Raw genomic sequence first — 21,758 nt, 5'->3', positions numbered from 1 at the left:
ATTTAGAAAATTTTCTCCTCAAGGAAATGAAAAATGAAATTGATTGAAAAAAGGAATGACCCATCAATTTTAAGAGCAGCTCTGAAACGCGGCTTAAGAAAAACCATTTCTAATTACAATAAAAATAGAAAAACAAAAAAAGCAAGAAATGGAAATAAGTATGAAACCGGAAGGGTTAAAATAGTAGCCCCATCGGTTTTAGATTTATCAAAGATAAATTATCGTGACACATTTGTTGATTTCATACAAAAAATTAAAGACGCAGCCAAAAAAGGGCGAATAAGTAAAATAGCTCAAGTTCATTTATGCTTCAGAGAAACAAAAATGGTTACTGCTTCTGGCGGATTATATCTGCTTGCAAATTTGGAGCGTCTCAACTCTGAAGCACCGTATGTGAAATATAGTGTTACTCGTCCTCCAGCGACACGTATTAACCAGAACGATAAAAATCGGTATCCTGTAGTGGATAGCGTTATGAACTGGCTCGGAATCTATGCTGCGTTGGGGAAGGTAAAGAGAGAAATGAGACAGTTGCCTATGGTCGACTGCTGGGAAGCTACTCGAGGCTCACAGGTTTTAAGTGCAAAAGTTGGCGAGCTTTTAGAGAAAGTAACAGAAAGTACTGGGCAAAATCATCAAGCACTCTATCGCCCATTAGTTGAAGCAATGTCTAACTCGGTTGAGCATGCCTATAGGCCAGATCTCTATCACGGAAGTGTACCTAAGACCAAGTGGTGGTGTATTGCAACAATTATGAACAACAAGCTGATAGCTTTGGTGTGTGATTTAGGATTAGGAATCTCAAAAACGCTTCCTAAAACTCAAAGCTCGACGTTTTTCTCAAGGATAACCGAGTACATAGGACATGCGCTAACCAGTGATAGTGATTTCATAAGAGCTTCATTACAGTTGAAAAAATCTGCAACTAAGCTGGATTATAGAGGTAAAGGCGGGCCAGATTTACAATCAGTCATTGAGAAAATTCCCAATGCGAAACTGGCAGTCTATTCGAACAGGGGCTCTTACTCCTACACTAACAGAGGGAAAGCTAAACCTGAGACATGGTTTGATCATAAACTATCAATAAATGGAACCATAGTTGAGTGTAGCTTAGACTTACCTATTCAAGGAAAAAAACCATGAAAATCATAGAAGTAAAGAAATTTTCGAAGTATCCAGGACCTAGATATAAAAAGTTAGGTGACTATAGTGGCGAGGAATTTCGCGATGATATTCTCGCACCCGCTCTGAAAGAGGGAGACGTTGCTGTTGATTTCGACGGCGTTTATGGATACGGCTCATCGTTCCTTGAGGAGGCTTTTGGAGGTTTAGTGAGAAAAGGTATTGCAACTCAAAGAATGGTTTTTCTTAAGGATCATCTTAAGTGTGAAGATGACCCTTCGATTGTGGTTGAGGTTAAGAAGTACATTAGCGAGGCATTATCAGGGCGCACCTCATGACACCCGAGCAACCTATAGAGTGGTTTAAGTGGGTACCCTTCTTTTCATTGCTGGCAACTATTGCAGGCTGGATAATTTCTTCCTATCTTGCCAGCCGCAATACTTCGCGTCATGCGTCAAATGCGGAGCTTAATCGGCTAATTGATTCGCTTTATAAGGGCCTTGACGAAATCTATGATCAAATGCTTGATTTGGTTACAAAAGAATATGACGACCACGAAAAAACCGTTTCTTATCATAAATTTGTTAGCATGGTTCAAAATGTAAGGTTTATTTGTAACGCAATAGTCAAAATGGATAATGGTCAACAAAAAGCTGATAGTTTGGTCGCCGAACTCAGACAAGCTTGCACAGACGATAAAAAGTACTCACCGAAGATGATTGGTATCGCTTTACCAGAAATCAGAGACATCCAAGAAAGAATTAAGAATAATTTCAACAAAAAGTTTAATTAAATTGTCAATTAAGAAGCAAAGTAACGGTAAATGGCTTTTAGATTTTTATCCTGAGGGAAAACCTAAAGGCAAAGCGAGCAAGCGAATCCGGAAATCATTCGCAACTAAAGGCGAGGCCATAAGTTACGAGAATTACATCATGGAGAGTCTTGCGTCTAAACCTTGGCTAGACGGTAAAGAAGACAGACGCAAGCTTTTCGACTTAGTGCAGACATGGTATGACGAGCACGGTATAACACTGGATGACGGAGAAAAGCGACTAAGGTCAATGGAATTCGCCTGTCAAAGTATGGGAAGCCCGCTCGCACATGAATTTACCTCAACAATGTTTTCAATTTATAGAAAAAAAAGAATGTCTGGTGAAATAGCCAGAACCCAGCGAGTAAAGAAAATATCGCCCCGCACAATGAATCTTGAGTTAGCTTATTTCCGCGCCGTATTTAACGAGTTAAAACGCTTGGGTCACTGGAAACAAGATAATCCTTTAGAGATGCTTCGCCCTTTTAAATCTGAGGAGTCGGAACTCGCTTATTTAGAAGCTTTAGAAATAACTCGTTTGTTGGCAGAATGTAAAAATAGCCGTAACCCCCACGTTTACCATGTTGCGCATATTTGCTTAGTCACTGGTGCGAGATGGGATGAAGCTGAATCTCTGACCACAAAACAAATCAGAAATCTGAAAATTAGCTTTATTAAAACTAAAGGTAATCGCAATAGAACAGTGCCAATATCCCAGGCAGTATATGACAGTATTCCAAAGCCTGAGACCGCTGGGCGCTACTTTGACACTTGTTACTCTGCGTTTCGCAGCGCGGTAAAACGTGCAGAACTTGATCTCCCTGATGGCCAGCTGTCTCACGTCCTGAGGCACACTTTTGCATCTCACTTTATGATGAACGGAGGGAACATTTTAGTACTTCAACGCATACTGGGACACACTGACATCAAAATGACTATGCGTTATGCACATTTTGCTCCCAGCCATTTGCAAGAGGCAACGACGCTAAACCCAATGGCCAAAATCGCCCCCTTATTGTCCCCCCAGGACTCAGAAGTACAATAACATTCAATAGCATTCGTTTTTAACTTTTCATAAAAATCAGTAAGTTATTGATTTACAATGAATGAACATCGTTCTCATAATCGCTTGGTCGCTGGTTCAAGTCCAGCAGGGGCCACCAGATTTAGTGATGAAAATCATCCACTTAAGCCACCTTTTACGGGTGGCTTTTTTGTTTGTGCTTTTTGAGTGGCGATGAAATGGCGATGGGTTTTTTCTGCCTTTGCAGGATGCAGGCATAAAAAACCTGCTTTCGTGTTAAGAAAAACTCAGTAACAGGCAGTAGAAAAAAGACAGGCACAAAAGCATGTAACCTATTGGTTGTTTTTAGAAAGAATGTCTTAGCTTCGGCTGCTGATTTTTTTCAATAATACTAAGAAGTAATGTCATTTTGCGTATACTTTTTGCACACAAAAATCCGCCTACTTTTGCAACTGAGCAATAAAGCCGCGCTCAGCTATTTTTTGAATTTTTTTTCCAGCATGTTGACAAGGACGTGGAGCCTTAAGATACGCGGAGTTAGGAAAACCGCCAGCTCTGGATCAGTAAAACTGCCACTTCGTCAAGGCTTGTTAAGATCGCAGAACTTACTAAAATAATCACCATATTGTTATCAATATTTCCCTTACCCCCAACATCTAGTGTTTATCCACAAGGTTAATCACATCAGGGTATTTGTGGATAACATTATTAATTAAACGCAAAAAAGCCCGGCATAAAGCCAGGCTTTTTAAACCAGATACGGATTGGTGATCCATAAGTGGCTGTACCGCACTTATCTAACAGGTTCGTATAAAGGATATAGGCCTGTAGGCATAAGATCAAAAACTTTCGGGCCGCTACTCTTTAGCATTATGATTTTTCAAATTATTGATTTTTGCAAGTCGGGTATTTACGGGTGGTGCCGGAATGCCTCCCTCGTAGGGAAAGATACCGCACTATCTAACAGGTTCAGTTAGTATGTAAGGCGCATCAGAGGAAGGGTGACGCGCCAGGTATTGACCCGGCCCAGAGTTCAGGGTTTAACCGGTGCTGTTGCAGGAGAATGTCATGAAAGATATTTTATTCCTGATGTGCAAATTGCTGGGACCGCTATCTGCGATCATCAGCCTTATCTACGAATATTTTAATAAACGCTAATAATATGGCCACCAGTTCGTACTGGTGGCCATTTTTTGCATAAGAAAAAATTCGCAAGCTTCATTATCAGGCTTTATCAGTGAAGCAGCGAAGGCTGCTGCTCGTTGTGAGTAAAGTTCGGCACTCTGTTAGTTTGGCCTGGCGAAACAATCATTCCCGCTATGCTTTCATGCGTTTTGAAAGTACAGCTGCAATTGATGTTCTGGCACTGGTGATAACGTTCTTTTGTTTCGCGTGAAATATTGCGGCTGCTTTTGGCATAGGCAGCAGTCTGGCAATGATCGTCGATGCCGCCAATGCTCTATTCAAAAGCCAGCGCGTCGTCGTCGAGGCCCATATCAATATGCACCACGCCGCTCATGCCGCCGCCTCGGAACGCGTCAAGCTTGCGGCTCAGCTTCGGCAGCGTGACGCTGTTAACAACGCCCTGATAGCTGTTGGAATCTTTAAAGAGGTTCATCCCCTGGAGTTTTCTTGGCGGTGCCATTGTTCAGTCCTCAGCTGTTAACGGACGCGGCGAAGTTCGCCAGATACGAATCGGTGATGCGCTGGCGCAGGGTTAAATCTTCCAGCGGCGGCACCGGCGTATAGTCGTAATCAATAAAGAGCTTGCCTGCCTTCAGCGTGTCCTTGTCGTTGGCGCTGTCGTCATATCAGCAGGTTGCGCCCAGCAAATAACCGGCGTTGACCAGCTCGCGGAACCTGGCGTTGATGCCCGCAATAATCTTGCGCACCAGTACCGGCGTCAGCGGCCTGTCGTTCGCCCACATGTGCGCTTCGGCCAGCGCCTGCGCGGTGTGGGTGTAGTTTTCAAAGGCAAACAGCGGATCGTCGCTACAGGTGCGGTTTCCCCAGAAGCGAAAGCCGTCTTTGCGGATAAGCGTGGTCACGCAGGCTTCGTTAAGCAGGTCGGCGTCGGTGCCGGTCTGCTGCAAATCCCAGAAGACGCCCGCTGAAATACCGGTCACGCCGTTCACGCCGACGTTAGAAAGCGTTTTGTTCCAGCCGGTTTCGTTGTCGGTTTTTGCACGAATGCCCAGCGCGCGCGGGGTGGCATACGCGGTAGAGACGGTGGAAATGGTGCGCGTGCCGCCGTTGATTTCGACAACACGGACACCGTGATGGTAATCAGACACAGACATCTGATGCACTCCGTGTAATGGGTGCGCTCAGATTGTCAGGTCAGGCGGGACAGTGCATGCGGTTGCGGTTTGTTGAAGGATGAGCGGGCATTTAACGGGGAATGATCGTTTTGTCTTCCTGTGGCACTATTAACAGCCATCATCAAAAAGAGGGAACGAGAATGATCTCAGGAACAGCAGAAAGGCAGGAACCAGGACGGTATTACACCTTTGAGTCAAGATTGCCCCCCGGCGAATTTTTTGAGCTTCGGCCACAACATCTACCGCGTAATGCTCAGCCGGTGCTTGATGAAACAAGCGGTATGTGTATCGGCTACACCGTGGCTCAGGCTCCCGGCCTCTGGCAAATTTATGATGCACAGGGCCATTTTCTCCGGCTCGAAGAGGCTCCGCTTGAAACGCCTTTATTCGATCCAACTGATATTGCGCTGATTGCTTTTGGTGTTTTCCGCATCCTCCGCACTGGTCGTGCTTTATTTGAAGCAGGTACGCGAACGGCCATTACAGCAAAGCTTAGCCAGGGAACAATTTCATTTTTGCGCGCCCGATTTAAGCTCGGCTTATCTGCACGCAACCTGAAAATGACCGAAACGGCTGCTAAGCATATGTATGAGACGGGTCGGTATGTTCCTTTACATATTCAGGAAAAAGCTATTCGTTATGGTAAGCGAACTGCCGATCCCCGAAAAGTTAAAGGTCTGTACAGATACGAAATTGAGATGTACAAGCTCTATCGTAAAAAGGCCACTACTGAGTATAAAAAATACACGCTAGAAGTTGTGGTAAGAGAGTCCGACTGGACAATCACCCACTTTATGTATTTTTAAAACCCGACAGGAACGCATCAATGTTTGATATTAAAGACGAAGAATTCACGTTTGCGGTTTCTCCTTTTGAAAGAGTGGTCGATAACGACATTGACCCCGAACATCATCGCTGGGACTGGATAAAATCTTTTGTTGAATTTTCTGTTCCTGGCCTGAAAGCACAGTTTCAAACTGAATTCACGGTAGGCGAGCTGCTGGCACTACGCGAGCAATTTGAAGCGCACCATAACGCTTTAATTGCTCAACGTGAAATAAAGCCTTTCGAGTTTCAAAGCCAGTGCCATCAACTGAATATGATAATCAGGAAAGTAATCGGCGACGATGGTATAATTATTGAATATGATCTTCGCCCTGAAGCGCATGCTGACAGTGTTCAGGTTAAAGGCGATTTTGGCATCAATGAGAGCTACTTCCCCGATATTTTAAAACGGCTGGATGAAATGATTGAATGGCAGAATTAAGCGTTCCAGCCTCTAAAATATTACTCTAACATCCCCGCTATAACGGGGATTTTTTTATACAGGCTCTTCCGGCCAGGCAATGTCCGGCGCGGAGGCTGTATCAACCGCCTGCATGTCCTGCACGTACTTCATCCACGCGGTCAGCGAAAACTTATCCGCATCGGTGATAATATCGAGCCGGAGCTGCGTCTGCTACCTACCGTCGCGGTAAATTGCTACAAATCCGGCACCGATAGTACGCGGCCTGAGTTTTATCCAGCACCACGTCCTCAGCGGGCTGCGCCAGCTCCACGCGCTGAACGCCTTCAACGTGCAGCGCCGATTTACGAATGTCCCTGCCGAGCCTTGCCTGTGCGCTGACAAAGGCAGCGAGCTTCGCTTCGGCAGCGGTGCTGCTCGGCTTCCGGCGCCAGCGTGCGGGCGATGGCGTCCTGCTGGTCAGCCGGATACAGCGATACCAGCGTGGCCTTGCGCTCATTGAGTAAGGTTTCATAATCCAGCGTTTCCACCACGTCGGGCGCGGGTAGCTGGCTCAGGTCGATAGTTGCCATATCAGCTCACGGGAACGGTTAAGGAAAAATCCTGCGCGGAGTCGGTGCGGCTGCCGGTGATTTCAACCACCATGCCGCCGTCGAACGCGGATTCATAAGAAATGCCGGTCAGCTTTACGCGCAGCTCCCACTGCAAAATCGCCATATAGCAGGCCAACATAATTTGCAGGCGCAACGCCTCATTTTGCGGCTGGTCAGTCAGCGCGGATAACAGCGAGCCGTAGCTGCGGCGCATTACGCGGCTGCCAACCGGCGTTATCAGAATGTCGCGCATCGACTGGCGGATATGATCGAGGTCGGTCACGGCCTCGCCGGAGTCGCGGCTCATGCCGGAGTATTTTACGGCCATCACTGCGGCCCTCCCGACGTGTCGCCGCCGGACTTCACGCCGCCGTGTTTGTGAGAATCAACGACCACGCCGTTAGAGCTGAAGCTGCCGCCGCTGTGCTGAATACTGCCTTTCATTGTGCCGCCTTTAGTCACTTCAGGCGTGGCGGTTTTCAGCAGCGCCGAGCATTCGACTTCGGGCGAGTCCAGCATGATTTTGATGGTGGCCTGTATGGTTGCAATCCGGATGCCGGTTGCCTTCAGCGCGCCGCTGGCAGGTTCATACTCAATCACCGCGCCGTTGGGAAACGACCAGTGCAGCGCGTCAGCCGAGGCTGACGGTGCCGGGTTATCGTCAGAGAACACGCCCGGCAAAACAAAGCCGGTATCCAGCTCGCCGCCCAGGCACAGGACAAGCACCTGCTCGCCGACCGATGGCGCATTCCATGAACGGGTGCGACCGGCACGGGCAGTCAGCCAGTGCAGCCAGTTGGTTGTGTTATTACCGGTATCCACGCGGCACAGCCCGTCGTCGAGATTGACGGCGGACACGGTGCCGATGCGGATCAGGTTGCGCATCAGCCGCAAACAGGCTTAAATTTCATGATCCTTCATATTATCAGGCTCTGTGCAAAGAAAACCTTGAAATGCTTTACTTTCTTATTGAGCCACAAATGTCTGAAATAATTTACCAGGTGAATTCTGGAGATAATAACGAAGAGAAAATCGCAGATGCTTTGTATGAGATTTTACGCAAATGAAGCATGCAATTTTATGGTTAATCCAGTCATTTTTTTATTTGGTACCTGCCGCAATCATTGGGGCAGGTGTATATATATTTATCCGTTTCATCCCGAACTACGCAGCATTGCTTAGCTTATCATGGATAATTATCGTTTCTTTTATATATATTAGATATAATAAATGGTATTAGTGATATTCTGACATCCAGAAGGCTTAAATTTCAAATGATACGGTCGAAGAAACGACCAAGGAAGATGCCTGTATAGGGTTATAATTTCTCAGAATATGACTGTAAAACCTACTACTCAGCAATGGGCAAACGCCCTCCGTATGTGTGAGAGTAAAGCCGCATTTTTAAACCTGCATCCAGTTGAGCCTTGCTCGCTACTTTATTTGAAAAAAGATGGGATTCCCTTCAACTTTTCCAATTTCATACTTATGCGAAGCTTTAGTCTCATTAGTATCAGTACGGCGCGCACGCGGACTATATCCTGTATATGACCGACGCGACGCAGAATTCCATCGACGTTGACCGCATGCATCAGGCGATGCACGACACGAAAGGCCAGCGCAACTTCCGCAATCTGTTTATGTATGCCCCGGACGGCATCAAAATCCTGCTGCTCAGCGAAGTATCGTTAATCCAGTGGCGTAAATTTGTACTCAAAATGCTGCTTCCCTTTGTTGACCCGCCTGGCTTTGCTCTCGTAGATTTTGTTGGCTGACCAAGAATAAAGAGAGCGAGCACGATCACATCATCTGCGCCAGGCTGTTTTTGAGCCTTCTCCAGAAAAACCCAGAAAAAAAGCTCTCCGGCGGTAAAGTTGTGCATTCTTTTGTAGAAGTACGCTCCATTCAGCTGCTCCGTAGGATCCATATCATTCCCTTGAGTAAATGGCTTAATCGGCTAAAACTTTACCACATCGTTCCCTGCCAGAAACAGACATCACCAAGCCCACTCAGGCGCGTCCTGCAAGCCTTTCCCGTTTCGATGGATTCCCTAACGCATACTTCGGTGCCTGCCGAAGCAACATGCCTTCGTCGTCATTAAACTGTCGAAAATTGACGACGGAGCGAACCATGATTGCAGTACTTTTTGAGGCAGATGCCCTGCCTGAGGCTCAGGAAAGATATCTTCAGCTTGCTTCGGAGCTGAAGCCTCTCTTATCTAACACGCCCGGATTTATTTCAATTGAGCGCTTCCAGAGCCTGACTAACCCTGGAAAAATTCTTTCTTTATCCTGGTGGGAAGACGAGGAGTCTGTAGCCGGGTGGAGGCGAAATTTGGTGCATCAGGCCGCGCAGCAAGAAGGTAAACAATCGATTTTTTCATTCTACAGAATACGAGTAGCCAGCGTATTCCGTGATTACTCTTCTGATAGGGGAACAAATCAACATGTATGACATTCACGTTATTCTCAAAAATAGCCCGGGCTCACTTGGGACATTGGGTGGTGTACTGGGTGAAAATGGAGTAGGACTTGAAGGCGGTAGCGTATTTACTACACCAGAGGCCGGACATGCACACTTCCTGGTTGAAGATGGTGAAAAAGCCCGCAGGGTACTGACTGAAGCCGGTTTTATAGTCTACAACGTGTGTCGCCCTCTCCTGAGAAAATTACCTCAGGAACGCCCGGGCGAGCTGGGAGAAATAGCTGACACAATTGCCCGGAACGGCATCAATATTCTGGTACAGTACAGCGACCACAGCAACCGGCTCATTCTCATTACGGATGATAATACCCGGGCAGCTGAAGTTACCCAAAAATGGGCAATACATTCTGAATGAAACTTCTTGAAACACAGTGCGACAGTGAACCGGATGATGTTCTTGAAACATCAATGGCGATGGTAGCTTCCGCCATATCTGATCCGTCAAGAGTCAGTATTCTGTGCGCTCTGATGGACGGACGGGCATGGACAGCTACCGAACTTAGCGTAGTAGCTGGTATAGCAGCCTCGACAGCCAGCGGACATCTTAACCGACTTCTCAGCAACGGGCTGGTCATTTGCCTGACGCAGGGGCGTCATCGGTATTACAGCCTTGCGGGCCATCATATCGCTGGTCTTCTGGAAAACCTGATGGGAGTTTCTATGCATACTCATAAGGCCCTTGTTTCCAGTACGCCAGTCTATCTTCGGTACGCACGCACCTGCTATGACCATTTGGCAGGCGAGCTTGCTGTCAATATTTATGAATATATGCTGCGGGAAAAATGGCTTGCAGCCGATAGCTCGGGACTGACATCAGTCGGCAAAATACAATTTGAGAAAATGGGCGTCGAGCTTAACTCACGCATGCGCCGCAAGCCCTGTTGCCCCTGTCTGGACTGGAGTGAAAGACGTTTCCACCTTGGCGGTGACGCTGGCTCAGCACTGTTTACGCTATTCCTGCAAAAAGAATGGGTAACGCGTACGCAGGGATATCGTGAAGTAAACGTAACCGATCCGGGCCGGGTTGCAATGTATCGGCTATTTGAGCTAAATCACCTGATTTAAGGTCATGTGCCTGCTACTTAGACAGACCAGGTGATATTTAGCACCTTCATATTATTCACTTTTTCTGATGGCTCAGGTCCGCTTTTTGCTCATAGCCGCCTGAGCGACTAATAGCTCTTACAAACTGGCGTTCTGACGTTTGCTTTTAGGTGTTGTTCATTGTCCCAGCCAACGGCCAGCCCATGCGGATTCAACTAACAGACGGATGGTCAGAGGATCGTGTGACTTTTTGAAATCTTCAGGAAAGTAATCAATGAAAGTGATCGTGCCGAGTTTGATACTGAAATTTTTGGCATAGCGTTCTAACAGCTCATAGGCGTCTTCCGGGTCAATCCGAAAATCCTCGTTCAAATCGGTATCCAGTTGAAGCTTGTATCGCTTAAACGTAACAAAGCTTCTTCCGTTATAGCTTTCTACCAGTTCAAAAACTGCCTTTTCGATATTTTCAGTTACCATCTTTTATCGTCTTTATTGGCAATGCCGTTATATTTTACCTTTTCCCAGCTAATTACAGCAATATCGGCAGCCATATCTCCCACAAAGCATCACGGATGCCAGTTACAGCACTCCTTTTCTTCCTCTTTTTTCTCCCTTTCTCTGGAGCCATCTGCCCCTTAATGTTATAAGGACGAAATCCTTACACATTCTGAGCATTATGCTTACATATTAGAGTAATCACTATGAGTTCAAATACGCTGAAAGGCCTACAGGCACTCAGAGGGCTTGCAGCCTTAAGTGTCATGTTTTTCCATTTTCGCTGGAATATTAACGATGTCTGGCCCGGTACAGGAGATAAGTTGTTTGGCTGGGGGGCTACAGGCGTAGACCTTTTTTTCCTGATAAGTGGTTTTGTGATTACCTTAACGGCAAAAAAAAGCACTCCTGACTTTAAAGGCACTTTAAATTTCTTGAAGCGTCGTGCATTGAGAATACTTCCTGTTTATTACATTATTTTTCTAATCACGTTCTTCTTATCAGGAGCAATGAGCGTATTCCATTACCCGGATAAAACAGAAAATTTCATTAGTGCTTTATTTTTTCGACCAATTTACCCTGATCAAGGACCATTTTATGTTGATGATAGTGGAATGTTTGGTATTCGCTGGACTTTAAATTACGAACTATATTTTTATGTAGCCTTAGGTATTTTAATGATGGCCCCTTTTCGCTGGCTATCTACTTGCTTATTCTTTGCTGTGACATTGATTGGCGTTCCCTTACTAACAGGGAAAGGAATTTCACTTTCGGTTGAAGGCTATCCTACTGAATCAGCATTTTTCGGGCTGATTACTAATCCCATGATATTTCTTTTCCTTGCCGGAATGCTTGTAGGGCATGCATGGCCAGTCCTGAAACGCATAAACGGTGCTGTAATGAGTGTATTGCTTATATGCTCTTTAGTACTGGCTTGCATCCTGTTTGAGGATGGGCGATTTGCTAACCATGGCCTGCTAAATTCAGGATGGATTTATCTGCTGATTATGATTTTTGCAATTGGCGCAGAAAAAACGATTGGGAAATTCATACCCGCATTTTTGGTACGATTAGGAGATATTTCTTTTTCTCTTTACCTTATCCATACCCTGATGAATACCGGCATTGGTAAAAGACTAGAAGCATTAGGTATTGAAACTGGGCTGGAAAGGTTTCTAACTTCTTGTCTGCTTTCTTTAGTACTGGCATGGCTTTCATGGCGATTTATCGAATCGCCCTTTTTGGCCAAAAAGAATCGTATTGCACAAAAGAGTGAATCAGCAGATCCAATTGCATAGATATAATACTCTTATCCTTGATTCATCGTGAAATAATAAAAACCTGCACTATGCAGGTTTTTCCTTCGCAAGATAAGTTAATACAGATGGGTATCTGTAAAGCAGACCTTTCAATTTTTTTCATCCCGAATACGTCAAGCTTCCCTGCCGCCAGACTAAAAATTTACGCGTTACCAACCGCACTATTTGACCACACGGCCGACAAATGATAACTATTATCAGTTATATTTTTCGCCGGACAAGACCTTATGAACTCCGATCGCCACCGCTCACCTTCTTCCTGCTGCATCGTCGGCGCTGGCCCGGCCGGGCTGATGCTTGGTTACCTGCTGGCGCGCAACGGTATTCCCGTCACCGTGCTGGAAAAACATGGTGATTTCCTGCGGGATTTTCGCGGCGATACCATCCATCCTTCCACACTGGAGATCATCTGGCGGCTGGGTTTTCTGGAAGAATTTTTAGCGCTACCGCATCAAAAAGCCGAAAAGCTTTACGGCGAAATAGACGGTCAGACCGCCACAATGGCGGATTTCAGCCGCCTGCCTACGCGCTGCAAGTATATTGCCTTTATGCCGCAATGGGATTTCCTAAACTTTCTCAGTGCTAAAGCTCTTCAGCTACCAAATTTTCGGCTAATCCAGAATGCGCGGGTTCAGGAACTGGTTGAAGAGCAGGGACAGGTAAAAGGCGTCAAAGCCATCATTGATGAACAATTACAGGAAATCCGCAGCGACCTGGTGATCGCCTGCGACGGTCGTCACTCTGTAGTACGGGAACTGGCCGGATTGCCTTTACGGCGATTTGGTTCACCGCGCGATGTGCTATGGCTGAAGGTTGCTAAACAACCTGAAGACCCCGAATGGACGCCCGGCCACCGCGGCCCTAAAAAGCATTTTATTATGATCGACCGCGGAGATTACTGGCAGTGCGGTTACTCCATTCCTCAGGGAAGTTTAGCAACCCTGCAAACCGCCGGGCTTAGCGCTTTTTTACAGCAGGTTGCTGCCGCTTCGCCCTTTTCTGTCATTCGGCTACAACAGGAAATTACCAACTGGCAGCAGGTAAAACTGCTGAAGATTCGTATCGACCGTTTGCAACAGTGGGCAAAACCGGGGCTGCTTTGCATTGGCGATGCAGCGCATGCTATGTCGCCAATTGGCGGCGTCGGCGTCAATCTGGCTATTCAGGACGCAGTGGCGGCAGCCAATATTCTGTCGGCGCCGCTGCAAAAGGGCACGCTAAGCCTGAAAACATTGCAAAAAGTACAGCGTCGGCGCGCTTTTGCCACCTGGGCAACGCAATCGCTGCAAATTATGATTAGCAAAGCGGGACAAAAGCCGCGCAGCAAGCCACCGGGAAAAATGGAGCTATGGCTGCGCCGTCGGTCTTTTCTTCCTTTCCTGTTTGGCAGACTGATTGGGATGGGGTTTTATCGCGAGATCCCGAAAGGATTATAAAAAAAACGGCCCTGCGGGGCCGTTTGAAGTTTTTGATAATATTCAGGCTCAGGGAGCATGGGTTAGCCAGCAGTCTGAAACGAGACCGCAGGTTTACTCTTAATCAGACGCCCGGTGGCGTTTTGCCTTCTTCAATAAATTCCTGATCCAGCTCTTCGCTGTTGCCTTCGTGGTCGCGTCCGGAAAGCAGGTTCCAGCAGGCGATAAACATTGCGGCAATCAGCGGACCAATGACAAAACCGTTAATGCCGTAGATTTCCATCCCGCCCAGAGTGGAAATCAGGATTAAGTAATCCGGCATTTTGGTGTCCTTGCCAACCAATAGCGGTCGCAGGAAATTGTCTACCAGACCAACAATCACAACAAAGAACACGACCAGGAAAACGCCTTTCCAGATCAGACCGGTCGAGAAAAAGAAGATAGCGGCAGGTACCCAGACAATAGCGGAACCAATAGCCGGAACCAGCGACAGAAAAGCAATCAGCGCTCCCCAAAGCAGGCTGGCATCAATACCGGTAAAGTAAAATGCCAGGCCACCGAGCGCGCCCTGCACTATGGCGACCACTACCGTCCCTTTAACCGTGGCACGCGCTACCGCCGCAAATTTTGCCAGCAGGTGGTGCTTTACATAGCGCGTCAGAGGCAGCGACCTGAGGATAACGTTTACCAGCCAGGCACCATCTTTCAGCAGAAAAAACAGCAGATAAAGCATGATGCCAAACCCAAGCGCAAAGCTCAGGCTACTTTTGCCAATCAGAAAAACGCTTCCCGCCAGATACTGGCTGCCGCGCACCGCAACCTGAGAAAGCTTTTGCTGGATGCTGTTTGCCGTATTCAGCTGATGATTGGCCAGATAGTTTTGTGCCCACTGCGGCAGATGGTGTATGGCATCCGTTACCATCGTGGGTACCGGCGTGCTGTTAGCCTGAATTTTGCTGTAAACCACGTTAGCTTCAACCGCTAGTGAAGACAGGATCAGCGCCAGCGGCGTGATTACGATCAGGCAGATAATCGCCACGGTCAGCAGGGAAGCCGCGCCGTTCCTTTCGCCCATCCACTGGCGCAGTTTATTTTTCATCGGGTGAAAGATCACCGCCAGAATCGCCGCCCACAGCACGGCGGAATAATAGGGTTGTAGTACCTCGAAAAAAGCCACGGTTACGATAAGCAGGATCAGGATAAAAAATCCCTTTGTCAGGCCGTTAAATCTCATTTTATTTTCCCTGGAACAACAATTTGCTAACGCAGCATAGAAGGCTGCGCTGCTTTTGCAATACCGCGGGGAAAATAGATCGAAAGGGTGCTCGCGGATCATGCCGCAACATCCGGCCGGCGGGACGGATCCCGCCGCCGGGTTGCCCTTACCTTCCGGCTTCGTAAGCCAGGCTGGCGACAACCTCCGTTTCTCCCTGTCTGATGTTGAGTTCACACAGTGAGCCGCGCGTTATCCATGTAAATATCAACAGCGTTACACAGAACACGATCAGGCTCAAAAAGAGTAACTTTGCTGCCTTCACTGGCTTCCTCCTCCGTTGCTTTTCAGCGGGTAAAGGACTACCTTTATGTTGTGGAGCATAAGGGTTGACCTCACTTTGATTTTATCAGGTGGGGTCTTTCTCTTTCTGTCCCTTGCGTATGCTCAGGACCGAAAGATCCAGAGCACCCGCCGCGCAGTTTACTCCCCTTCTTCTTTTATCCCAGCGACAAAAGTCAGAGTTGCGTGAGCACTCGATAAACCGTGCAACGACGTATTCGGGTTTAATGAAAAATTGTCGGCCCGTTCAAAAGATTGTCCTGACGGCCGAACCAATCCCAATACCGACACCGACACCGACACCGACACCGACACCGACACCAATACCAATACCAATACCAATACCAATACCAATACCAATACCGATAAAAGCGTAAGTCATTTAAAACCTGAATAATGATTTTATGCCTGAGTAATCTGGCAGCGGAAAAATAGAAAGGGTGCTCGCGGATCATGCTACAACATCCGGCCGGCGGGACGGATCCCGCCGCCGGGTTGCCCTTACCTTCCGGCTTCGTAAGCCAGGCTGGCGACAACCTCCGTTTCTCCCTGTCTGATGTTGAGTTCACACAGTGAGCCGCGCGTTATCCATGTAAATATTAACAGCGTTACACAGAACACGATCAGGCTCAAAAAGAGTAACTTTGCTGCCTTCACTGGCTTCCTCCTCCGTTGCTTTTCAGCGGGTAAAGGACTACCTTTATGTTGTTGGGCATAAGGGTTGACCTCACTTTGATTTTATCAGGTGGGGTCTTTCTCTTTCTGTCCCTTGCGTATGCTCAGGACCGAAAGATCCAGAGCACCCGCCGCGCAGTTTACTCCCCTTCTTCTTTTATCCCAGCGACAAAAGCCAGAGTTGCGTGAGCACTCGATAAACCGTGCAACAGCGTATTCGGGTTTAATGAAAAATTGTCGGCCCGTTCAAAAGATTGTCCTGACGGCCGAACCAATCCCGACACCGACATTGATACCGATACCGATACCGACACCGACACCGATACCGACACCAATCCCGATACCGATACCGATACCGATACCGATACCGATACCGATACCGATACCGATAAAAGCGTAAGTCATTTAAAACCTGAATAATGATTTTATGCCTGAGTAATCTGGCAGCGGAAAAATAGAAAGGGTGCTCGCGGATCATGCCGCAACATCCGGCCGGCGGGACGGATCCCGCCGCCGGGTTGCCCTTACCTTCCGGCTTCGTAAGCCAGGCTGGCGACAACCTCCGTTTCTCCCTGTCTGATGTTGAGTTCACACAGTGAGCCGCGCGTTATCCATGTAAATATCAACAGCGTTACACAGAATACGATCAGGCTCAAAAAGAGTAACTTTGCTGCCTTCACTGGCTTCCTCCTCCGTTGCTTTTCAGCAGGTAAAAGGCTACCTTTATGTTGCTACGCATAAGGGTTGACCTCACTTTGATTTTATCAGGTGGGGTCTTTCTCTTTCTGTCCCTTGCGTATGCTCAGGACCGAAAGATCCAGAGCACCCGCCGCGCAGTTTACTCCCCTTCTTCTTTTATCCCAGCGACAAAAGCCAGAGTTGCGTGAGCACTCGATAAACCGTGCAACAGCGTCTCCAGGTTTAATCACTAAATGCAAACTCGTGCAAAAATAGCGCCTTTACCTCTTTACAACTCACTTTTGCCAATTGCGTAACGACCAAATCATCTACCCATCTTTAGCTGGCAATACACCATTCTCAGAAATGGTCCCGTCCGGCTCGATTAACGACACCACAGAAAGCGATGCGCCTCACACAATAAACAAAACTCATATCTCTATAACCATTTTATGGCAGACAAAGGCCAGCCTGCCGCCTAATTTGGTATGGCCAGCTCGCAATGCATTAAATTTAATTATTTGTTTTATATAAAAAAATACAACAACCCTTACCTCAAACAGTTTTTTTAAAGCCTGCTGTCAGTCCTGGGACCAGAGCATTTTTTTTACTCAGACCCGGCATTGATAAAAAAAACAGAGAGCGTGCTTATGAGCGATAACAACATTGTTGATGTGAAAGCGTGGATTGATTCCCGCCCCATCTCCGCAAAACAGTGGCTGATTTTAGCCCTGTGTTTCACCATCATCTTTTTTGACGGCTATGATGCCGCCGTGATGGGATTTATCGCTCCGGCCCTGATTGAGAGCTGGAATATATCCCGTAGCGAAATGGGGCCAATTCTGGGCGCGGCGATGTTTGGTGTAGCGCTTGGCGCGCTGATTGCCGGGCCCTGGTCGGATCGCTATGGACGTAAAAAGATCCTGCTGCTCGCCATTAGCGGTTTTGCCTGCTTTAGCCTGGCCAGCGCTTTTGCCCGTTCGCCCTTCGAAATGGCTTTGCTGCGTTTTTTGACCGGGCTAGGGCTGGGGGCCGTTATGCCGAACTGCGTCACGCTACTGGCGGAATATATGCCGGAACGCCGTCGCAGCCTGGCGATTGCCATCATGTATGGCGGATTTAATATTGGCTCCGGCATGAGCGGCTTTATTGCCGCCGCGCTGCTGCCCCATTTTGGCTGGCAATCGGTACTGATTTTTGGCGGCGTGGTACCGCTGTTAATGCTGCCCGTGCTCCTTTTTATGCTGCCGGAATCCGCCATGTATATGGTGGTGAATAAGGTTAGCCGCGAAAAAATAGCCGCCACGCTCAATAAGATCGGCGGGCATTTTACCGCTGCTACTGCTTTTGTGCTGCATGCGCCGGTGATGCCGAAAAAAGCACGCGTTTTACAGCTTTTTTCCGGTGGCTACGCACGCGGTACGCTGATCCTCTGGCTGACCTATTTTATGGGCCTGTTTGTGATCTATCTGCTGAACGGCTGGCTGCCTACCATTCTGCGTTCCGGCGGCGTATCGCTTGAACGCGCTGCCATTGTCTCCGGGCTTTTTCAACTGGGTGGCGCGCTCGGAGGCCTGCTGGTCGGCGCATTGATGGATCGCCTGAAAGCCAAATATGTTATTGGCCTGTTTTATCTGGCGGGCTGTATCTGTCTGCTGGTGCAAGGTATCTGGGGTTTTGGTCCCGCCGCGCTGGCAGTGCTGGTGTTTATCAGCGGCATCTGTATTAACGGCGCGCAAAATGGCCTACAGGCTTTTTCTCCTGTCTTCTACCCCACGGAAATGCGCGCCACTGGCGTATGCTGGATGCACGGTGTTGGCCGCAGCGGGGCAATACTTAGTTCCTCGCTGGGCGGCGTGCTGCTGGGAATCTTTCCAGGCCAGTCGACGATTTTTATCATTTTAGCGCTGCCGGCTCTGTTAGCGGCGCTGTCCATTATTCAACACAAAAACGTCCGGATTTCCCGGCAGATAAAAGGCGCCGGGCTGAACGATCTGCCAGCCCTGTCGCGCACCTTCAATAACCGATAAGTGAAGAGGCTTAAAATGGCGAAAATTATTGGCGGACTGGCGGTTTCACATACGCCTACTATTGGCTTTGCCGTTGATCACCATAAGCAGAAGGAAGCGGCCTGGTCACCTATTTTTGATGGCTTCGCACCCATGCAGCGCTGGCTGGAAGAAAAAAAGCCGGATGTGTTGGTCTATGTCTTTAACGATCATGTCACTTCTTTTTTCTTCGATCACTATTCCGCTTTTACGCTCGGCATCGACAGTAGCTATGCGGTGGCGGACGAAGGCGGTGGTCCACGCGATCTGCCTCCCGTGCAGGGCCATGCGGAGCTGTCTCAGCATATCGGTTCCAGCCTGATGGCGGATGAATTTGATATGTCATTCTTTCAGGACAAGCCGCTGGACCACGGGCTATTTTCGCCGCTTTCGGCGCTGTTACCTTACGAAAACGGCTGGCCGATGCAGATTGTCCCATTACAGGTTGGCGTATTGCAGTTCCCTATTCCAAGCGCGGCGCGCTGCTACAAGCTGGGCCAGGCGCTACGTCGCGCTATCGAAAGCTATCCCGAAGATCTTAAGGTTGCGATTGTCGCGACGGGCGGCGTTTCACATCAGGTGCACGGCGAACGCTGCGGTTTTAATAATCCGGACTGGGACGCGCAGTTTGTCGATATGCTGGTTAACGACCCGCAGCGCCTGACCGAAATTACCCTGGCGGAATACGCCACGCTTGGCGGGCTGGAAGGCGCTGAAGTCATTATGTGGTTGATTATGCGCGGCGCGCTGTCGGCACAGGTTGAGAAGCTGCATCAGGCTTACTATCTGCCTTCAATGACCGGCATCGCCACGCTGATTCTGGAAAACCAGTCCAGAGAAGCGCCGGCGGAAGTCCATCAGCGCCAGCGCGACAAAATTAACCTACAGCTTAGCGGCGTTGAGAAACTGCCGGGAACCTGGCCTTTTACACAAGCGCGCAGCCTGAAGGCATTACGTATTAACCGCTTCCTGCACAAAATGATCCAGCCAGCCTGGCGCGAACGTTTTAAAGCTACGCCGCAGGCGCTGTATGACGAAGCGGGGCTGACTAAGGAAGAACAGCAGCTGCTGAACAAGCTCGACTGGCGCGGCATGATCCATTATGGCGTCAGCTTTTTCCTGCTGGAAAAGCTGGGCGCGGTAGTTGGCGTTTCCAATCTGCATATCTACTCGGCGATGCGCGGCCAGTCGCTGGAAGAATTCCAGAAAACGCGCAATCAGCAGGTGCTTTATTCCGTAGCAGGCAAACCAGCCTGATATAAGCGCTTTGCTCAGCAGCAGAAAAACCGGCCTGATGTAGATGCTTTGTTCCGTAGCAGAAAAACCGGCCTGATATAGGTGCTTTATTCCGTAGCAGGCAAACCGGCCTGATGTAGATGCATTGTTCCGCAGCAGGAAAACCAGCCTGATGTAAGCGCTTTGTTCCGCAGCAGGAAAACCGGCCTGATATAGATGCATTGCTCCGTAGCAGGTAAACCGGTCTGATGTAGGTGCTTTATTCCGTAGCAGGAAAACCGGCCTGATGTAGATGCTTTGCTCCGTAGCAGGAAAACCGGCCTGATATAGATGCTTTGTTCCGCAGCAGGAAAACCAGCCTGACAGATTTGCCTGCCGAGGCGATCATCCGATGCGCGTTCGCGACGTATCTTTTACCCAGGCTGGCAAACCTCGCGCAGAAAACCAATCAGCGCTTGTGCCGCAGGTGAATGCAGGCAGCCTGCACGATAGCTCAGGCCGATGGCCCGCCGGGTATCCAGCAGGGCTGTCGGCAGCGCTACCAGTTCTCCCGATGCCAGCTCCACTTCCAGCTGATGCGCCGAAACGGCGGTCAGCATATCGGAATCACGCAGCAGGCCGCGCACTAGCGCCAGATCGCCGCTTTCCACCACCGGATCGGGCGCGGGCATGCCCATCGCATTAAAACAGCTGTCGAGCAGGTGGCGGGCGGGCGTGGCGGAACGCGGCAGCACCCAACGCGCTTCGCGCAGCATCTGAAGGTCAAGCGGCTGCCGGGTTAAAGGATGGTCGCGTCGGGCCACCAGCACCATTTCTTCCGAAAAAAGCGTTTCGCTGCTGATGTCCTTAAGGGTGTTGCTGTCTCGCAACGCGCCAAAAATAAAATCGATATCGCCAGAGCGCATCTCCGCGCTCAGCATTTCCCACGCGCTTTCGCTGGTTACCACTCTGACACCGGGATAGCGGCTGGTCAGCTTTACGATGGCCTGCGGCAGCAGTCGCGTTCTGCCCAGCGGTAGCGCCCCAATCCTGACCGTTCCCTGCAAAATTCCTTTTCTTGCAGCAAGATCGGCAGGGATATGGCGTAGCTCGTTTAGCGCACGACGGATGGAAGGTTCAATTTCCTGTCCGGCCAGCGAAGGGGCCATGCCGCGCGGTGAACGTTCCAGCAGTGCCGTTTGCGCGCCGTTTTCCAATACTTTCAGCGCGGCGCTGACGGCAGGCTGGCTCAGCCCCAGCTTCATTGCCACCGTCTGCATGTGTCGCGTCTGGCAAAGGGTAACGAAAATTTGCAGGCGGCGGACGTTAAACAACCACAGCGGTTCAGATTCGCCTCGCCAGTTTTTTCCGGAAAGCCGGGCCAGCAGTTGCGGGATCAGGTGCAGCTCCGCCAGCGCCCTCTCCGCTCGCGGCAAAATACATTTCCCGGCATCGGTCAGCCGCATTCCGCCCGCATGACGTTCAAACAGCGGCGTGGACAACGTCTCTTCCAGATCGTGAATGGCCCGCGTAATAGCCGACTGGGTACGAAATAATTCATTTGCCGCCTTCGATACGCTGCCGTGCGTCACTACCTGACAAAAAGCTCTGACCTGCATCAGGTTTATCAGTTCCTGCCGGTCGACTTGCTGCACCATTTTTCGCCTCGTCTTTTGCGTGACCCAATCGGCAATATAAATAAAACGCATACCT

The 21,758-nt window shown here is 48.9% G+C and carries 25 protein-coding genes and 4 pseudogenes; 14 read left to right on the top strand and 15 right to left on the bottom strand.

Features of this window, described 5'->3' with window-relative positions; translation table 11 throughout:
- The first annotated feature begins 33 nt into the window (after positions 1 to 33).
- From KUE00_RS16145 to KUE00_RS16130, 4 genes are read left to right on the top strand one after another with little or no spacing between them, the layout of a single operon-like run.
- Positions 34 to 1,143, top strand: a complete 1,110-nt coding sequence (locus KUE00_RS16145) for a hypothetical protein (RefSeq protein ID WP_246760923.1) — start codon at positions 34 to 36, stop codon at positions 1,141 to 1,143.
- A complete protein-coding gene (locus KUE00_RS16140) occupies positions 1,140 to 1,460 on the top strand; it encodes an STAS-like domain-containing protein (protein WP_246760922.1) in 321 nt (106 codons plus the stop codon). The genes KUE00_RS16145 and KUE00_RS16140 overlap by 4 nt, the downstream gene beginning before the upstream one ends.
- On the top strand, positions 1,457 to 1,915 hold the full coding sequence (locus KUE00_RS16135) for a hypothetical protein (RefSeq protein ID WP_246760921.1): 459 nt from the start codon (positions 1,457 to 1,459) through the stop codon (positions 1,913 to 1,915). The genes KUE00_RS16140 and KUE00_RS16135 overlap by 4 nt, the downstream gene beginning before the upstream one ends.
- Before the next feature lies 1 nt (position 1,916).
- Entirely contained in the window at positions 1,917 to 2,978 is a 1,062-nt protein-coding gene (locus tag KUE00_RS16130) for a phage integrase (RefSeq protein WP_246761023.1), read from the top strand.
- 1,213 nt (positions 2,979 to 4,191) lie between these two features.
- On the opposite strand, the gene KUE00_RS16125 is transcribed toward KUE00_RS16130, so the two are convergent.
- From KUE00_RS16125 to KUE00_RS16115, 3 genes and pseudogenes are all read right to left on the bottom strand, one after another.
- Positions 4,192 to 4,404: an ogr/Delta-like zinc finger family protein gene (locus tag KUE00_RS16125; protein WP_246761022.1), complete on the bottom strand. Its 213-nt coding sequence runs from the start codon at positions 4,402 to 4,404 to the stop codon at positions 4,192 to 4,194.
- Positions 4,405 to 4,419: 15 nt separating this feature from the next.
- Positions 4,420 to 4,602: pseudogene (locus KUE00_RS16120) on the bottom strand (phage major tail tube protein); the annotation flags it as partial.
- Between the two features lie 10 nt (positions 4,603 to 4,612).
- A pseudogene (locus tag KUE00_RS16115) lies at positions 4,613 to 5,191 on the bottom strand (phage tail sheath C-terminal domain-containing protein); the annotation flags it as partial.
- A 227-nt stretch (positions 5,192 to 5,418) separates the two neighbouring features.
- Here KUE00_RS16115 and KUE00_RS16110 point away from each other — a divergent pair.
- Complete coding sequence (locus tag KUE00_RS16110) at positions 5,419 to 6,084, top strand: hypothetical protein (RefSeq protein WP_246760919.1); 666 nt, start codon at positions 5,419 to 5,421, stop codon at positions 6,082 to 6,084.
- Between the two features lie 20 nt (positions 6,085 to 6,104).
- The gene (locus KUE00_RS16105) at positions 6,105 to 6,545 is read left to right on the top strand and encodes a WapI family immunity protein (RefSeq protein ID WP_246760917.1); all 441 of its coding nucleotides are present in this window, start codon (positions 6,105 to 6,107) and stop codon (positions 6,543 to 6,545) included.
- Between the two features lie 54 nt (positions 6,546 to 6,599).
- On the opposite strand, the pseudogene KUE00_RS16100 reads toward KUE00_RS16105, so the two are convergent.
- The 5 genes and pseudogenes from KUE00_RS16100 to KUE00_RS21985 all read right to left on the bottom strand — a co-directional run.
- A pseudogene (locus KUE00_RS16100) lies at positions 6,600 to 6,725 on the bottom strand (tail fiber assembly protein); the annotation flags it as partial.
- A gap of 215 nt (positions 6,726 to 6,940) precedes the next feature.
- Positions 6,941 to 7,096 (bottom strand): annotated as a pseudogene (locus tag KUE00_RS16095) (baseplate assembly protein); the annotation flags it as partial.
- A 1-nt stretch (position 7,097) separates the two neighbouring features.
- Entirely contained in the window at positions 7,098 to 7,445 is a 348-nt protein-coding gene (locus tag KUE00_RS16090) for a GPW/gp25 family protein (protein ID WP_281434653.1), read from the bottom strand.
- Complete coding sequence (locus KUE00_RS16085) at positions 7,445 to 8,002, bottom strand: phage baseplate assembly protein V (protein ID WP_246760914.1); 558 nt, start codon at positions 8,000 to 8,002, stop codon at positions 7,445 to 7,447. Before KUE00_RS16085 ends, KUE00_RS16090 begins: the two co-directional genes overlap by 1 nt.
- Before the next feature lie 706 nt (positions 8,003 to 8,708).
- A complete protein-coding gene (locus KUE00_RS21985) occupies positions 8,709 to 9,044 on the bottom strand; it encodes an STM2901 family protein (protein WP_484840048.1) in 336 nt (111 codons plus the stop codon).
- 203 nt (positions 9,045 to 9,247) lie between these two features.
- Between KUE00_RS21985 and KUE00_RS16075 the strand changes: the two genes are divergently transcribed.
- Genes KUE00_RS16075 through KUE00_RS16065 form a run of 3 tightly spaced genes read left to right on the top strand, consistent with a single transcriptional unit; the run spans position 9,248 to position 10,666 of the window.
- The gene (locus KUE00_RS16075; protein ID WP_246760913.1) at positions 9,248 to 9,571 is read left to right on the top strand and encodes an antibiotic biosynthesis monooxygenase family protein; all 324 of its coding nucleotides are present in this window, start codon (positions 9,248 to 9,250) and stop codon (positions 9,569 to 9,571) included.
- Positions 9,564 to 9,956, top strand: a complete 393-nt coding sequence (locus tag KUE00_RS16070) for an amino acid-binding protein (protein ID WP_246760911.1) — start codon at positions 9,564 to 9,566, stop codon at positions 9,954 to 9,956. The genes KUE00_RS16075 and KUE00_RS16070 overlap by 8 nt, the downstream gene beginning before the upstream one ends.
- Complete coding sequence (locus KUE00_RS16065; RefSeq protein WP_246760909.1) at positions 9,953 to 10,666, top strand: ArsR/SmtB family transcription factor; 714 nt, start codon at positions 9,953 to 9,955, stop codon at positions 10,664 to 10,666. Before KUE00_RS16070 ends, KUE00_RS16065 begins: the two co-directional genes overlap by 4 nt.
- A 156-nt stretch (positions 10,667 to 10,822) precedes the next feature.
- On the opposite strand, the gene KUE00_RS16060 is transcribed toward KUE00_RS16065, so the two are convergent.
- Entirely contained in the window at positions 10,823 to 11,122 is a 300-nt protein-coding gene (locus KUE00_RS16060; protein ID WP_246760908.1) for a DUF1493 family protein, read from the bottom strand.
- A 224-nt stretch (positions 11,123 to 11,346) separates the two neighbouring features.
- Between KUE00_RS16060 and KUE00_RS16055 the strand changes: the two genes are divergently transcribed.
- Positions 11,347 to 12,438: an acyltransferase family protein gene (locus KUE00_RS16055; RefSeq protein ID WP_246760907.1), complete on the top strand. Its 1,092-nt coding sequence runs from the start codon at positions 11,347 to 11,349 to the stop codon at positions 12,436 to 12,438.
- Between the two features lie 248 nt (positions 12,439 to 12,686).
- Positions 12,687 to 13,895, top strand: a complete 1,209-nt coding sequence (locus KUE00_RS16050) for an FAD-dependent oxidoreductase (RefSeq protein WP_246760905.1) — start codon at positions 12,687 to 12,689, stop codon at positions 13,893 to 13,895.
- Positions 13,896 to 13,998: 103 nt separating this feature from the next.
- Here KUE00_RS16050 and KUE00_RS16045 read toward each other — a convergent pair whose 3' ends face one another.
- Positions 13,999 to 15,108 (bottom strand): AI-2E family transporter, encoded by a 1,110-nt coding sequence (locus KUE00_RS16045; RefSeq protein WP_246760904.1) that lies wholly within the window; start codon positions 15,106 to 15,108, stop codon positions 13,999 to 14,001.
- Positions 15,109 to 15,256: 148 nt separating this feature from the next.
- Positions 15,257 to 15,376, bottom strand: a complete 120-nt coding sequence (locus KUE00_RS16040) for a Hok/Gef family protein (protein WP_416706462.1) — start codon at positions 15,374 to 15,376, stop codon at positions 15,257 to 15,259.
- Between the two features lie 288 nt (positions 15,377 to 15,664).
- Between KUE00_RS16040 and KUE00_RS16035 the strand changes: the two genes are divergently transcribed.
- The gene (locus KUE00_RS16035) at positions 15,665 to 15,826 is read left to right on the top strand and encodes a hypothetical protein (RefSeq protein ID WP_246760902.1); all 162 of its coding nucleotides are present in this window, start codon (positions 15,665 to 15,667) and stop codon (positions 15,824 to 15,826) included.
- 104 nt (positions 15,827 to 15,930) lie between these two features.
- Here KUE00_RS16035 and KUE00_RS16030 read toward each other — a convergent pair whose 3' ends face one another.
- From KUE00_RS16030 to KUE00_RS16020, 3 genes are all read right to left on the bottom strand, one after another.
- Positions 15,931 to 16,050, bottom strand: coding sequence for a Hok/Gef family protein (locus tag KUE00_RS16030; protein ID WP_416706462.1), 120 nt, complete (start codon positions 16,048 to 16,050; stop codon positions 15,931 to 15,933).
- 300 nt (positions 16,051 to 16,350) lie between these two features.
- Positions 16,351 to 16,509 carry a hypothetical protein gene (locus tag KUE00_RS16025; RefSeq protein ID WP_246760900.1) on the bottom strand — a complete coding sequence of 53 codons (159 nt, stop codon included), beginning with the start codon at positions 16,507 to 16,509 and terminating at the stop codon, positions 16,351 to 16,353.
- A gap of 119 nt (positions 16,510 to 16,628) precedes the next feature.
- A complete protein-coding gene (locus tag KUE00_RS16020) occupies positions 16,629 to 16,784 on the bottom strand; it encodes a Hok/Gef family protein (RefSeq protein WP_246760897.1) in 156 nt (51 codons plus the stop codon).
- A 648-nt stretch (positions 16,785 to 17,432) separates the two neighbouring features.
- Between KUE00_RS16020 and KUE00_RS16015 the strand changes: the two genes are divergently transcribed.
- On the top strand, positions 17,433 to 18,812 hold the full coding sequence (locus KUE00_RS16015; protein ID WP_246760896.1) for an MFS transporter: 1,380 nt from the start codon (positions 17,433 to 17,435) through the stop codon (positions 18,810 to 18,812).
- A gap of 15 nt (positions 18,813 to 18,827) precedes the next feature.
- On the top strand, positions 18,828 to 20,087 hold the full coding sequence (locus KUE00_RS16010) for a gallate dioxygenase (protein WP_246760895.1): 1,260 nt from the start codon (positions 18,828 to 18,830) through the stop codon (positions 20,085 to 20,087).
- 392 nt (positions 20,088 to 20,479) lie between these two features.
- Here KUE00_RS16010 and KUE00_RS16005 read toward each other — a convergent pair whose 3' ends face one another.
- Positions 20,480 to 21,703 carry a LysR family transcriptional regulator gene (locus KUE00_RS16005; protein ID WP_246760893.1) on the bottom strand — a complete coding sequence of 408 codons (1,224 nt, stop codon included), beginning with the start codon at positions 21,701 to 21,703 and terminating at the stop codon, positions 20,480 to 20,482.
- Positions 21,704 to 21,758 lie beyond the last annotated feature (55 nt).

The sequence above is a fragment of the Erwinia phyllosphaerae genome (assembly GCF_019132875.1).
GTDB lineage: Bacteria > Pseudomonadota > Gammaproteobacteria > Enterobacterales > Enterobacteriaceae > Erwinia > Erwinia phyllosphaerae.
The sequence above is the reverse complement of the archived record's forward strand: the minus strand, read 5'-3'. Positions and strand labels throughout refer to the sequence as shown.